Raw genomic sequence first — 14,650 nt, forward strand, 5'->3', positions numbered from 1 at the left:
TGCCTTATTGCTCATATGTATTGACATATTGTTGCTCATAAAAGTTTGGGTAACTCTGCGGGGTGCGGCGGTTTGGATTTGCGCCAAAGTTATAGCGGAATCCCGCGGATATAACATAGCTAAGGTTATATGAGCCAAAGAAACTCTTATCAATTTCAAAATACACTCTTGAATTTTGAGAAAGTCGCATATCTAGCCCTGCGCTTAACAACAAACGAAAATCTGGGCTAATCGTGTGTGTGCGTGAAGCAGTGGTTTGGATATTATCATCTATAGTAACTTGACCTCGATTTGCAAAATCTTGGACAAAACTTGCCCCTACCCGCCAAAATCCTCCTCTGCTACCAACCCTAAAGTTTGACAACACATCAGCACCCACACGCCCAATCAACGCAAAAGACGCTTTAGAATCTACATTAAGCGTTACGAGAGGATTAGCAAAGCTTAGCTGTTGAGCACCGATATATCCGGCTATGACTTCAGCTTGAGGTTGCAAAAAGAAACCACGCATATTTTTAAATCCAAACCTTTTGCCATACTCCGCACTTACATACGCCGAATTAACACCGCTACTATCTTTGCCACCAAAGCTTAGTGTCGATGTGTTGTAGGTATTTTGTGAATAGATATATTTTCCTACGATATCAAAATAACTATTGTTTGCAAAAAGTGCCGAGCGATAAAAGCCCAACGCAAAGCTACTAGATTGCAAGTTTAAGCCATAGTTATTTCCCCACGCATTCATAAAACTTCCCACTACGCCCCAATACACGCGTGTATCGCCATTATCTGTGCGTTTATCAAAGCCTCCTTGCACGCCAGTATTATTTGCAGTGTAGCCATTTGTGCCAGACATTGCACCTTTGATAACTTTCACCCAAGCACCACTCGCATCATTAGCACCCCTAAGCTCTCCCATACGCTTTGCCATATTGTTTGTTTCGGTATAGAGATTAAAATATGGTGTTAGCAAAGCGCCCTCAAGAGGATTAATCACCTCACTTTGGAGTATTGCATCATCGATACTTTCTATATGAATTGATTGGATATACCATTGTTTGCCCCAATAAGTTTGATTCTGAGTAAGTGAAGGGTTGTTGCCAAAATCGCTTGCGTTAAGTTGTGTATTACCTTCTGTGGCTAAAGTCGTGCGGAAGATTCCAAGCCCCAAATATTGCTCTGTAGCCCTAAAAGCAGTATCGGATACAGATAGATTCGGTCCTGTGGCAGTAGTTGTAGGAGCTGTAGAATCTATCACACTTGCTACATAGATTTTCTCTCCACCTGTATATTCATAAGGCTGTGCTGTGCTAGCACTTTGGATAAGTTGGATTCTGTTTTCGCTACCTTGCATAGCTTGTGTGAGAATCACGCGGATTTCATCGGCTTTATCATTGCCACTTGCAGAGAGATTCAGTCCCAAGCGAAATACCCCATTATTTGAAGAAAAGAATGAATTATAGGTAGTAGCAGTGCCATTATTCATCATAGAGGGTGCGATAGTGAGTGTTTTTTTGGCAAACCCTAACCCCAAATCGCGCGTAACAAGATCATAATAATCATAAGAAGTTGTGCCACCATTTGTAGTATTGCAGGTTGTAGAGCCATTATGACAGCGTCCTTGCCAATCATATGTAGCAAGATCCACAATTGCTAAGGCATTGTTATGTGTGCCACTGCGGATATTTGCACTTGTGAGAAGTGAGAAATCATTGGAGAGCACAAGCGAATCTATCGTGCTAGATTCGGTAACAAACCAATGCCCACCTGATCTATTTGCATTGCCCACAAATCGCACTTGATTAGCTGATGTAGAATCTGTGCCAATCGTGGTATTACTCAATGTCCCAGCAATGCTTGTAAGTCCGTCTAAGCCTACGATTTTGCTATATAATGTATCTCCATTGGCGGCAATTGTGCCATTTGTCACGCGCTTAGAGTTTGCAAAATCTAGTTTGGTTACAATCAGTGCATTATCACTAGAGAGTGAAAAATCATATACCGAACTTGAATTGCCTCCAGAAATCACTACCGAAGAGCCACTAGCAAATTTCGCATTTTTGGTAATATCACCTCCTAGTGTGCCTTGCATAAGTGTGCCTTGTGTAAATTCAGGAAGTGTGCTAGTAGGAGTATTGACACCAATATTAATAGATTCTGTGTCTTGCTTATTGCCTCCAGTAGCACCATTGATCGTGGAAGCATCTTTGGTGATGTTGGCATAAATACTCGTGCCACCATCAAAACTAAAGCTTCCTAATGAAGTAGTGCTAGTTGTGCCAGTAGTCGTGTTTGTTACAATCTTATCTATGAGCGCTTGGGTGAAAACTCCGGCATTATAAAAATTATATTGTGAATCTATCGTGCCTCCAGAGATTGTAAGGTTTTGGCTAAAAGAATCTGCGCCGATAAATGTAATGCGTTTTTTAGAGCTCCCAGCGATATTGCCTACAAATTGTGAATATTTCGCACTCCCAGATTCTATGACAGATACGCGATTGCCACTTGCATCAACATAGGTATTTTCTACAAGATTACCGCTTGTGTTAAACACCGCATCAATCCCAAAAGATTCATCGCTCAAATCCCCTGTAATATTGGTATCTCTAAAGCCAATGGTAGCACCTTTGTTGCTTGTCTGATCTACATAAAAGTTAATTCCATTGGCAATAAGCGCATTTTGGAGCGTAGAAACATTATTTAAAGTAATTGTCTTATCATTAGTCCCATCTCCATTGGTGTCAAAACTTGCAGTATAATTACTTTGGTCAGCTTTTTTACTCAAATCTAGCCAACCACCAATATTGCTAAAAATATAGGTGCTATCATTGGTTCCCTCAACGATAAATCCATTATGGAATCTTGTATAATTTTGTCCATTTGCCACATCTCCACCAAAATCTAACACCACATCTTTTTTTGTAGTCCCATAGAGATGATTATCAAAAAAACTCTGTGGCAAAGCATTATTTGCATACGAGACATCAAGTGTTCCGTTATAAGCAACATCTATATTGCTACGCACCCAACTATTACCAGCAAGTGCGATCGTGGCAGATCCATATTTCGTGGTATTTTGGAGATCTACCTCACCAAAATCTACAAAGGTGTATTTGACATTATTGTATTGTGCTTGTGAGAGATTAGCACCACTACCAATCGCCCCACTCCCCACAAAGACAAAATGCGTATTTTGTGTATTAGCAGTAATGACATTCGTATTTAGGCTTGTTGTAGCCGTGAGACTATTGACATTATAATTTGCTAAGCCATTACTTGCATTATTAAAGGTGCTAAGGAGATCATTTATGGCATTTTTGGCTTGGAGTGTTGCTTGAGAGGCGATATTTGCACCATAACCATTAAAAATATATGTAAAATTTGCTCCTGTGGCTGTAGCAAGAGGTGTAGCACGAGTGGTAATAGTCGTGGTAGTTTGTGGAGTTATATTGGTATTAAAAGCTAAGATAGAGCCTTTAAAGTCCTTGATAGAATCTAAGCTCAAAGTTCCAGCGCTTGTGCCATTGGCATTGTTAAAGATAATCTGTGAATCTGCGCTACCGCCTTTGATAGTAGTAGTGCTTGAGCTAAAATCATGCGTCCCAGCGCCATTAAATACGATATTTACCTTTGCACTATCACCAAGAGTTACATTGCCGCTTAGCTTAGAGGTTTGTGTAGCTATAGATTCAAAATATGAGGCGAGATTAGAATCTGTGCTATTCCAGCTACCAGCACTACTGCTAAATACTGCATTAAGCGTGTTTTGGTTGGTTGTGGTAGGAGTGCCTGTGGAATTAGAATCACTCATCGTTAAGTTTGTAACACTTGTGCCAGCAAGGGTAAAATTGATTTTGGAAGTTGCAGGGTTTGCGGTGGCATTTGATGTCGTGGTAGAAAAAATTGAACCATTTAGATTCCCAGCATTGAGAAATAAGACTTTATTTGTGGTAGATGTCGTAGGATCTGCTGATCCGATAAATTGAAAACTATCTTGTGGTGTAGTTGTAGTGCCAAAACGATGTGAAGAAGCACCGATGAAAGTAACTTGTGCACTATCATTAATACCAATAGTTCCTGCACCATTTGCACCATTAGCAATTGTGCCACCTAGATAACTAGAATTACTAATAATGCTACTAAGCGCTTGGGTTGTCCTATCGCTTAGCGTGACATTTTGGCTATTATTAGCAAAGATAAGATTAAGCTTTGAGTTAGTGTCATTACCATAAAGAATATTACCAGCAATCGAGCTTCCCACAGAATCTAGCGCAAGTTTTGAAGTTGTAGTGAGGTTACCAAAAGAAAGGGATTTTGTGCCAAGATTTGAGAGGCGCAATGTCGTATTACCACTACCGATACGAAACTCCACAGAATCTTTTTCAATCGCATTAGATCCATTAAAGGTTAGTGTTTGTGCAAGGGTATTTGCTGTGCCGTTGTTCTGCTCTGTGCCAGTTGTATCCCAATACCCACCGCTAAAATCAATCTTTGTGCCTTTGAATTGTGAATCTCTCACAGCAGTGCCGAAGTTTTCACCATATACAGGAGTGCCAAACACGATATCATGACTATAGTAGCGCTGCAAGATATTATCATTGACATCAGTGCCACGCAACACAAATAAAGAATTATTACTTACAGGCGCACAACCTGTTGTATCAGTCTTGCAGGGTCCCTGTGTATTACCATCATAACCGATGATAGAAAGAAGCACTTTCCCATAGCTTGAAGTTGGATTAAAATATAATCCACGCACGATTAAGCCATTATCATCGGTGTATTGGGTATTCAACAACACATAAGTGCTTGTAGCTGTAGTTGTGCTACCGCCACGGAAATGAAGTCCTAATGCATTGTATTTTCTTGTGTTATTTGTAAAATCTAAAAAGATATATCTATGTCCACTTGAGCCAATAATCCAAATATCATTAATATTGTTAGTATTTACTTGCGTGTTGTCCTTGGTAAAGTAAATATTTTCACCACTAAAGCGAAATCCAACGCCCACGCCTACTGGATTATTATTGTTTTGATTATCCCACACATAGGCTGGTGTGCTTCCCTGTTGTTCTTTAAATTCACTCCACTCTGTGCTTTGGAATTTTGTAGCATCAAAATCATACGCCACAAGCATACTACTTAATGCGATACTTACCAAAAGCCTCTTTGTTCCCATAGAATCCCTTCTTATAATAAACTTCTATGAGTAAAGCAATACATATTCCCTTTTGTATTAAACCTCAAGCCACGAAGCAAAAATCACACCATCGATGCCTTTGTGCGCCATTGACACAATCTGCTCTTTGTGCGTAATGACACCAAGCACCTTAGAATCTAATACATATGTTTCAGCAATCTCTTGATATGGCTTAGGATCATCATCTACAATACAATACATGGGCTTCAAACTCGCACACAAGACAAAATCTAGCACATCATCTACTCTCACTGCACACGCAATCCCACAACGCACACAATGCCCCAAAAGCGCAAAATCCCTATCTTGCTTTGCATAAAACCACACAATTTCCTCATTTTTACTCTTGGCAATATCTTCAAGATTCTGAATGTAGCGAAACTTTGGAGCCTCTAGGTTGGGGTAGCCAAAAATTAGCATTTTGTAGCCTTTGTCTTACACGCTTTAGAACAAAAAAACTTCTCACCTTGTATAATGCCCTCTTTTTGAGAGACAAACACGCCACACACACAACATTCTTGCATAGTCTCACTTGGCAAATCCTTGTGGCGTGATCTTGGCATACTAGATTTTAGACTTGGACGCAAAAACACAAACCACACCACGGCAAAAAGTGCCACAACAATAATCAAAAATTTCATCGCTTACCCCTTTTTGTAAAAATAGATTCTCTCATTTCTGCTAAAACATTCTTCCACGCTCATATATGATAATTCTTTTTTGAAATTCGATCCCTTAAACAATAAATAATGCCCATTGTGGCTTAAAAATTTTCTCCCATAATGCATAATCTCTTCTACACTCATTACCGCCCTTGAAGTGATAAGGTCGATATTATTTACCTCTGCGATAGGAATTTCTTGGATACGCGCAGCAAACACACGAGTATTGCTAAGCGTGAGTTGGGCGATTATATATTGCAAAAATGCAAAACGCTTCACTCTTGGTTCTGTGAGTGTAAATCGCACATTTGGCAACGCTATAGCAAGCACAATCGCCGGAAAGCCACCACCGCTCCCTATATCAAGGCAACTTGAAAACTCATCGACAAAACGCAAAGGATACAAAGAATCTATAATATTTTCTTTGAGTGAATCTAGCGTGCTAGCGCCACTAAGATTATGAATCTTATTCCATTCTAAAAGTTCTCTCGCATACATTTCTAGTTTAGCTGCCACCTCATCGTGCAATGTAATCCCTATGGATTTGCAATACTCTAACACATCATTCATCGCCTACCTCCATTAGAGTATCAACATACCATCGCCATAGGAAAAAAACTTATACTTATGTGCTATGGCGCATGTATAGATTCGTATCATCTCCTCACGACTGACAAATGCACTCACAAGCATTAATAAGGTGCTTTTTGGGAAATGAAAATTTGTCAGAAGTGCATCAACACGCTTAGGCGTATTACCGGGGTGCAAAAATAAATCACACAAGCCTTGAGTCTCTCTCACACGCCAAAAATACTCCACTGCACGAGCAGCTGTCGTGCCTATACACAAGAGTTTAGAATCTCCTAGAATCTTTTCACGCGCTTTTGGCGTGATAGCATAAGATTCTGTATGCATAATGTGAGTGCGTATGTCTTGTGCCTCGACATTGGCAAATGTCCCAGCACCCACATGCAATGTAATATAACATACATCATACAGAGCTTTAAGATAGGAAAAATCCTCATCACTAAAATGCAAACTTGCTGTAGGAGCGGCTACAGCACCCTCATTTTTTGCAAATGCACTTTGATAATCTATACTATCTTGTAGCGTATCTTGGCGCTTCATATATGGCGGTAGTGGCATATGTCCAAATGCTTCAAGCATTGCATAAAGATCGGTGAGATGTAGGGGTGCATTACGCGTATCATCATAAAACGACACCACGCGCAACCCATTATCCAAAACCTCTAGCACACGCATACTAAAGTTAGTTGGACAATGATTGTGATCACAGATTCTAAACTCTGTGCCACGCTTTACTCGCCCTCGTATTTGCACCAAAAAACTAGGAGTAGAATCTACACTATAGGCTTTGTGAAACAAAATCTCTCGTATACTCTCGCCCCCTTGTTTATAGCCATATAACCGCGCTCTTAGCACTTTTGTATCATTGCACACAAGCGTATAATCCCTTGGGACAATATCGCTAAAATCCCTAAAATGACAATGCCTAATCTCCCCACTATTGCGATAATACACAAGCAATTTCCCATCACGACGTGGAGAAGTTGGGTGCATAGCGATAAGCTCTTGAGGGAGAGTATAATCATAGCTCAAGAGGCTAAAATCACTTGGTAATAAATGTTCTTGCATGGAGCTTAGGTATTTTGGGCTGAAGGTGAAATATTAGATTCATCGGTGTTTGGGGCATCATCATCTATGTCTTTTGGCGCAGGATTAACAAAACGCGCGATGATAATTGAAAGGCCATAAAGCCCTATAAGAGGAATTGCCAAAAACACTTGTGAAAGCACATCTGGAGGCGTGATAATCGCAGCGATGACAAAAATAATAACCACAGCGTATTTAAAGAAATTTTTGAGACTTGCATCGGTGATAAGTCCTACTTTGGCTAAAAAATAGCTAAGCACAGGCAATTCAAATGCGATACCAAAACCTATAACAAGGCGCGTAAAAAACATAACATAATTTTCTGCACTCAAGCTTCCCTCAAATTTATCACTCCCAAACAACAAGACATTTTCAATCACAACAGGCAACACAATGTAATACGCAAAAAATACACCACTCAAAAACATCACACTCGCAAAAGCCACAAATGGTAAAACGATTTTTTTCTCGTGCTTATATAAACCCGGCGCGATAAAAAGCCAAAATTGCCAAAAAATCACAGGCATAGAAATGACAAGCGCGGCAAAAAACGCGACTTTTAACGCAACAAAAATATTTTCTAAAATTGTAAGAGCGGCTAAATGTGCCTTAATAGATTCATTTTCTAAAGCACTATTAATAGGTGCGGCAACCCAATCAAAAATCACACCCCAAAAATTAAAGCATATCCCAAAGCTAAGAATAAGCACCACGACAGAGATAATAAGTCGTTTGCGTAAGTCCTGCAAATGAGGTTTTAGATCTTCAAACATTACTCTAAGCTCCTTTAGGCGAATCCATAGATTCACTTGTATGTGTAGATTGTGTGGTTTGCGGAGAATCTAAGGCAACACAATCTGATGTAGATGTTATAGAATCTTGTGTGCTATGGGTTATCCCGATGTCTGCATCAAGCTGTGCGCTTTGAAAATTAAGGGATTCTAGGGCGCGAGATTCTGCACTTTTTTGCGGATGTGTGGGAATAGGTGCATTTGTGGGATTATTAAGCGAGAGATTGCTAAGCTCTTTGAAGTCCTTTGTGATAGTATCAACTTCACTCTTTGTGGCATTGAGATTCTCTTCAAAAAGTTTTTTATACCCAAGGGCTTCTTTTTTTAGTTCGCTGATTTGGACTTCTTTATCAAATGTATCTTTGGCTTCATTGATAGTTTTTTTGATAGCACGGAAAAATTTTGTGACATCTACTATCGCTTGAGGCAATTTATCTGGTCCCAAAAAAATCACCGCTACTACCAAAACTACCAAAATTTCAAAAATACCCACACCAAACATCACATAACCTTCCAAAAAATTATAGGCATAGTGGGGATTGTAATATAAAAAACTTTAATTTTCACTTCATAGCACTTGTATAAAGGGAATAACAAATGCTTTGCCTACAAGAAAATTAGGATTGTATAGAGGGAAGAATATGATTGATATAAAGGCAATTTTTACTGATTTTCAATCTGTGCAAGAAAAACTTGCTATCAAAAAAGTGAGCGCGCAGACTTTGACACAACTCCACGATCTAGCCAACGCACATAAAAAATGCAAACAAGATTTAGAGGAACTTCAAGCCTACCAAAACAAAACTTCTAAACTTTTTGGGCAATATAGAGCGCAAGGCAAAAATACCGATGAACTAAAAGTCCAACTAGATGCCAACAAACAAAAACTAGCACAAACCCAAGCTACACTCTCTGATATAGAATCTGCACTCCAAACACTCGCACACACAATCCCTAATATTCCAGATTCTAAAACACCAAAAGGAGAAGATGAGCGCGACAACATAGAACTTGCCAAGATTCTCACGCCTAGAGTCTTTGACTTCACGCCAAAGGAGCATTGGGAACTTGCTCAAGAAAATGGTTGGATTGACTTTGAAGCAGGAGTTAAGCTTGCCAAAAGTCGCTTTAGTGTCCTACGTGGTATGGGCGCTAAGCTCAATCGTGCGCTTATTAATTTTATGCTAGATTATAATCAACAAGCAGGATTTGAAATGGTAAGCACACCATTACTCACTAATGCACATTGCCTCTTTGGCACGGGACAGCTACCAAAATTTGAGGAAGATATGTTTAAGGTCAAAACCCAAATTGAAGAATTAGATTCACAAGAAAGTAAAATGCATGAACTCTACCTCATCTCAACATCTGAAATCACACTCACCAATCTCTATAATGACTGCATTATTCCTAAAGATTCATTGCCTATTATGCTTACTGCTTATACGCCATGTTTTCGCAAAGAAGCTGGAAGTGCGGGGCGCGATACAAGGGGTATGATTCGCCAACACCAATTTGATAAAGTCGAGCTTGTCGCTATCACACACCCAGAGCAAAGCGATACAATGCAAGAAAAAATGATACAAACTGCTAGTGGAATCTTAGAAGCGCTAGAACTTCCTCATCGCCTCGTGCAACTTTGTGGTGGTGATCTTGGATTTAGTGCAAGTAACACCGTGGATATCGAAGTGTGGCTACCTGGGCAAAATTGCTACCGCGAGATTAGCTCTATCTCCAATACAAGAGATTTTCAAGCGCGTAGAGCAAAAATCCGCTATAAAGATGAGAAAAAAAATACACTCGTGCATACACTCAATGGCTCTGCACTTGCTGTGGGGCGCACACTTATTGCCATTATGGAAAATTTCCAAAACCAAGATGGAAGTATTACAATCCCAAAAGTTTTGCAAAAATATCTCTAAGGTAGGCTATGGCGGCACAAGAAGTAGATCTTAATGATCCAAACACACAAGAAACAAGCGAGCAAGATTCTGCAAATAACCAAGAACAAAAGAGTGGTATCAAGCAAAAAATCGCTACTCTCTTAGCGCCAATCTTGCAAAAAATACCTCTTAATGCCATAAATATTCAAGCAATAAAAAGCAATAAAAAGCTTCTCTTTGCACTCATTGGTGCAGGGATTAGCATACTTTTACTTATCATTGGACTTGTGTTGTTTGCCCTTAGAGGCGACAAAGAGGAGGATTTGCCACCACCACCCCAACCAAAACCTACCAAAATATCTCAAGCACCACAAGTAAAACAACTCTCACAAAAAAATAGCATTGATGCTAGTGAGCTAGGGCAGATGATTAAAAAAGCAAATCTACTCTATGAACAAGGCGATAAACTAGAAGCGCTAGATTTGTTTGAACAAATTGCTATTTTCTCACAATCTCTTGCAGGATATAATCTTGGTGTGATTAAACTCAAAGAAAAAGAATACCAACAAGCCCTACAATCCTTTGATATGGCGATTGCATCAGGTGAAGATGTAGCAGTGAGTGCCATTAATGCTGCATATGCGGCTCATAAATTGGGCAAAGAAGAGTTGGTGGAGTATTATGTGGGCATTAGCTCCTCACATCTTCTTGAAGCCAATAAACAATCTTTTTACTCACTTTTATATAGCCTTGTTGATATCTATAAGGGTTTTTATTTTGAATCGCTCTCTTCATTATTAAACCCAAATTCCCAAAGCTATCAAACACACAACAATAAACTTGCTGCGCGTGTTTTCTTGCTGTTTAATGATGATTATAATGCCCTTGCGACACTCAAAAAAACACCTACCAAACAGGATAATCTCGCTATCGCACAACTCCATGCGCGTTTGGGCGAATACAAACAAGCACGACAATATCTCTATGAATATCTAAGCACATTTGCTAAAGATCCATATGCGCTTATGTCCCTCCAACTCATTGAACTCAAGCTAGGTAATTTCAAAGAAAGCGTTAGTATTCTCAATCGTATGATGCGTCAAGATGAAAAAAATCCAGATCTTAGCCTCTATCCTATACGCGTTAAACTCAAAGATGAACTTTTTGACATCAACAAAGCACAAGAGAGTTTTTGGAATCGTAGGTTTGAGCATGAGCAAATTTTGGGATATAAGATTGTGTATTATTATGCACCCTTTAGAGTCTTTGATGCCAAACAAAGTCTTGAGATGATTCAAGAAGGTGGCATACAAGCAAAAATAAATAACATAGAACTTGCACAAAGTGCGCTAGGTGAAGGTGGCGGGATTGCTAAAGTTAATCAAATTATCACACTAGCACTTAGAGAAGCATATCAAAACAACATACGAAAGGCTAGGGATTATATGATCCAAGCCCTTGCAATCTACCCAAATCACGCAATTTTGCATTACAATATGGGGGTGATTTATGCCCAAATGGGAGATTATGATAATGCCTATACACATTTTTTGCGCGCCTATCATTTAGACACTAATGATGTGCTTTCAGGCTTATTTGCAGTCATATCCGGAAGACTCACCTATCGCAATGTCGATAGAATCCTAAGCTCTATTAGCACGGATTTTTCAGATATTAGCTTTGAGTCTGATGAACAAAAAATATTTTTGCTTTCATTTTTACGCTACCTCAATAATGTCCCTATTGAGGATTTTTTGTGGATAGGAGATACTAAAAAGCCTATCTATTATGCACTAAAAAGTGCCTATGGTATCGCCAAGCAAAACCCAAAACTCGTTATGGAAGGGTTTGAAACGCTTAAGAAGTTATATCCAAAAGATGTCGTGGCAAATGTCATGTATGAACTTGCGCGATTTTATAAACGCGACCTTAAAGAAGTGGCATTAGAACTTAATGAACTCTATTACAAAAAAGACTTAGATATGGGAAGTATTTATTTTGGAGCTTCACTCGCACGCGAATTGTATATTTATGTATCATTTATCACAGGGACTTTGCTAACTATCGAACCAGAATTAGAAAATAAACTGCTTAGTGCTAATGAAAATAATGCCGGAATCTTGCAGGTTTTAGGACTGCTTAATATTTATAGTGGGCATTTTGAAAAAGCCTTTGTGTATTACAATACCCTTATTGATGACCTCAAAGAAGATGATCCCCAAACGCGATTTTTGGGAGCAGTAGCCGCTTTGGGTGCAGGAAGACACGAAAACGCCGTAGCATTACTACAAATCTCCAAGATAGAATCTGCGACAAACTTAGAATCTAAATTTGCGCTAGGCTTACTCTATCAAGAAGTCAAAAACTTTAAAGCTGCGCGTGATCATTATGAGCAAGTAAGTAGTAGCGATTTTGTATCAGAATATTTTGATTTTGAGATTGATACCAATCCGCTACTAAAAGACTATAACTAAAAATAGATTCTCACACCACTTTGGATTCCATAGCGAGAAATGTAGGGCTGTGGGAGCATATTAGATTCTAATGTCAAAAAAAGTCCAAGATTTGCCTTGAGATTTATAGAAGCTGTCGCACTTACATAATGCCCAAAAGTATGTATATCATAGCCCTTTAGTTTGTATTCAAGGGCGAGTTTTGGCGCTCCATCATTGCCTAGCACGATACCAAAGGCATTAGCTAATAAAAAATCTGCGGTATTAGAAGCATTAAAATATAATGTAGGTTCTAAAAGATAATAGACATAACTATAATCCCCTATGCGCGTAGAAAAACCACCACCAAACGCAAGGTAATACCGCAAGTTATTGTATAAAAATTGACGAGAAAATCCAGATTCTAAGCGGTAAGAAAATGGCGTAAAAAATTTACTCATCATACCAAATGATGCGAGAGAAAAAATCGTTGCTTGATGAATATGTGCATAACCCTTATGCTCTGAATCTATGCCACTAAAACCCAAGATTCTCAAAACTTCAATCTGCGCACCTGTGAGATACCCTCTATCATTATCGGTAATGTCGTGATACGCAAGGCGAAAATCTAAACCTAAGCCTTGTTGTGTGAGGTTTTGAGAATCTGTATTGACAAAATACATAGGACTCACACGCAACCCACGATTCCCCATAAGTGGCGAACTAGGCACAGGAATATCTACCGCCTCACTAGCGCCCAGTCTTGATCGCACAGAAGCACTATCATGCACAATTTGGGTATATTCCTCTTTATCTAGCTTATCTTTGGCATACCAATACTCACTCATTTCAATACTAGATTCTAAGATATATTGTTTCTGATCTAAGGTAAGTGTAGAATCACTTGCGATAGCACTTGGAGCAAGTTTGCCCTTGGCAACCTGCTTTGCTTTTCTCACATCACCAAAACTCATTACCTTTTCATACGCAAGTAGTTTAGAACGCCGACTGGGACGATATGTTTGTTTTGTGATAAGCCCTGCATCACGCATAACAAAAAGCGTTTCAGGGGGATTAACTTGGTAGATAAATTTTTTGCGTAATTCAAGGCTTGGGCGCGCCACCTCTAAAAGCCACAAAATATTATACGAACAATTCTCATCAAAAAAATAATACCACGACCACGCATCGCCAAGCTCCCAAATATGACGATACATTTGCACCACTTCATCATAGCTAAGGTTTAAATCAAATTCCCATATATCACGATTTTCAAAATCACGATATTCTTTGATTTTTTCATAATAAGGCAGGATAGAAAATCGCCCATCATACATTCCAAGTAATCCCTTAAACGCGAAACTAAAACCATTTTCGACATTGGGATCTGCCGATGCTTGGTAGTTAATCGCAAAAGAAAGTAAGCGAGAATTAAATCCAGAGTTTAAAAGCAAAAATGTATGCCCAAACATCGAAGCAGGAGAATTAATATGTGCAGAGGGAAAAATAATAGTTGCACTCTTTGGATTCACATATGCAAACATTGCTTTAAAATCTTGGCATTCAAGATTTGGTAAATCCTCAAAATGCAGCAGTGAATCTAAATAAAAAAATCTTGCTCTAAAACGACAAATCCCGTGATAATCTTCCTTGCTCGCTGATCGGCGTGGCAAAGAAGTAACCGCAGCATCAAGAAGCATATTAGCCTTTGAAACGCGATTAGCAAAATCCTCTGGCACCACCACAGAATCTATGGGTGCATAAAAAGCTTGTATAGTCGCGATAAGCTCGGCTTTGGGGTCTTTTTTGCCATCTTTGGCATAAAAAAACTCTGGTGAATCTATCTCACTCTCTCGCCCATTAAAATGTAGCAAATCTCTCCATTGTTTTTGATTATAAAGCTCCAACTCCAATGCCTTTTGTATTGCTTCATCTTTTGAAAGCCCAAACGCATACACCACACACAATATAAATATAACACCATACCGCATTTATACTCTTTGTTTGT

Annotated in this window: 10 protein-coding genes; 2 read left to right on the forward strand and 8 right to left on the reverse strand. The window is 39.1% G+C overall.

All coding sequences use genetic code 11. The features are described from left to right. Positions 1 to 4: 4 nt before the first annotated feature. The 7 genes from B9T66_RS00530 to tatB are packed head-to-tail and all read right to left on the reverse strand — an operon-like array spanning position 5 to position 8,829. Complete coding sequence (locus B9T66_RS00530; RefSeq protein WP_095627039.1) at positions 5 to 5,179, reverse strand: autotransporter outer membrane beta-barrel domain-containing protein; 5,175 nt, start codon at positions 5,177 to 5,179, stop codon at positions 5 to 7. A 57-nt stretch (positions 5,180 to 5,236) separates the two neighbouring features. After that, positions 5,237 to 5,620, reverse strand: coding sequence for a hypothetical protein (locus B9T66_RS00535; protein ID WP_095627040.1), 384 nt, complete (start codon positions 5,618 to 5,620; stop codon positions 5,237 to 5,239). Next, positions 5,614 to 5,841 (reverse strand): PP0621 family protein, encoded by a 228-nt coding sequence (locus B9T66_RS00540; protein ID WP_095627041.1) that lies wholly within the window; start codon positions 5,839 to 5,841, stop codon positions 5,614 to 5,616. The genes B9T66_RS00535 and B9T66_RS00540 overlap by 7 nt, the downstream gene beginning before the upstream one ends. A 3-nt stretch (positions 5,842 to 5,844) precedes the next feature. Continuing rightward, the gene (rsmG, locus tag B9T66_RS00545; RefSeq protein WP_095627042.1) at positions 5,845 to 6,432 is read right to left on the reverse strand and encodes a 16S rRNA (guanine(527)-N(7))-methyltransferase RsmG; all 588 of its coding nucleotides are present in this window, start codon (positions 6,430 to 6,432) and stop codon (positions 5,845 to 5,847) included. A 12-nt stretch (positions 6,433 to 6,444) separates the two neighbouring features. Then, positions 6,445 to 7,518, reverse strand: a complete 1,074-nt coding sequence (gene queA / locus B9T66_RS00550; RefSeq protein WP_095627043.1) for a tRNA preQ1(34) S-adenosylmethionine ribosyltransferase-isomerase QueA — start codon at positions 7,516 to 7,518, stop codon at positions 6,445 to 6,447. Between the two features lie 5 nt (positions 7,519 to 7,523). Then, entirely contained in the window at positions 7,524 to 8,309 is a 786-nt protein-coding gene (gene tatC / locus B9T66_RS00555; protein ID WP_095627044.1) for a twin-arginine translocase subunit TatC, read from the reverse strand. Positions 8,310 to 8,313: 4 nt separating this feature from the next. Further along, a complete protein-coding gene (gene tatB / locus B9T66_RS09310; protein ID WP_095627045.1) occupies positions 8,314 to 8,829 on the reverse strand; it encodes a Sec-independent protein translocase protein TatB in 516 nt (171 codons plus the stop codon). Between the two features lie 139 nt (positions 8,830 to 8,968). Here tatB and serS point away from each other — a divergent pair, with 139 nt between their 5' ends. Together serS and B9T66_RS00570 are read left to right on the forward strand one after the other, a co-directional pair. After that, positions 8,969 to 10,249: a serine--tRNA ligase gene (gene serS, locus B9T66_RS00565; protein ID WP_095627046.1), complete on the forward strand. Its 1,281-nt coding sequence runs from the start codon at positions 8,969 to 8,971 to the stop codon at positions 10,247 to 10,249. A gap of 8 nt (positions 10,250 to 10,257) precedes the next feature. Next, entirely contained in the window at positions 10,258 to 12,684 is a 2,427-nt protein-coding gene (locus tag B9T66_RS00570) for a tetratricopeptide repeat protein (RefSeq protein WP_257874551.1), read from the forward strand. Here B9T66_RS00570 and B9T66_RS00575 read toward each other — a convergent pair. Further along, positions 12,681 to 14,633 carry an Lnb N-terminal periplasmic domain-containing protein gene (locus B9T66_RS00575; protein ID WP_095627047.1) on the reverse strand — a complete coding sequence of 651 codons (1,953 nt, stop codon included), beginning with the start codon at positions 14,631 to 14,633 and terminating at the stop codon, positions 12,681 to 12,683. The two genes, B9T66_RS00570 and B9T66_RS00575, sit on opposite strands and share 4 nt — an antisense overlap. Positions 14,634 to 14,650 lie beyond the last annotated feature (17 nt).

This window comes from Helicobacter sp. TUL (genome assembly GCF_002287135.1).
GTDB lineage: Bacteria > Campylobacterota > Campylobacteria > Campylobacterales > Helicobacteraceae > Helicobacter_F.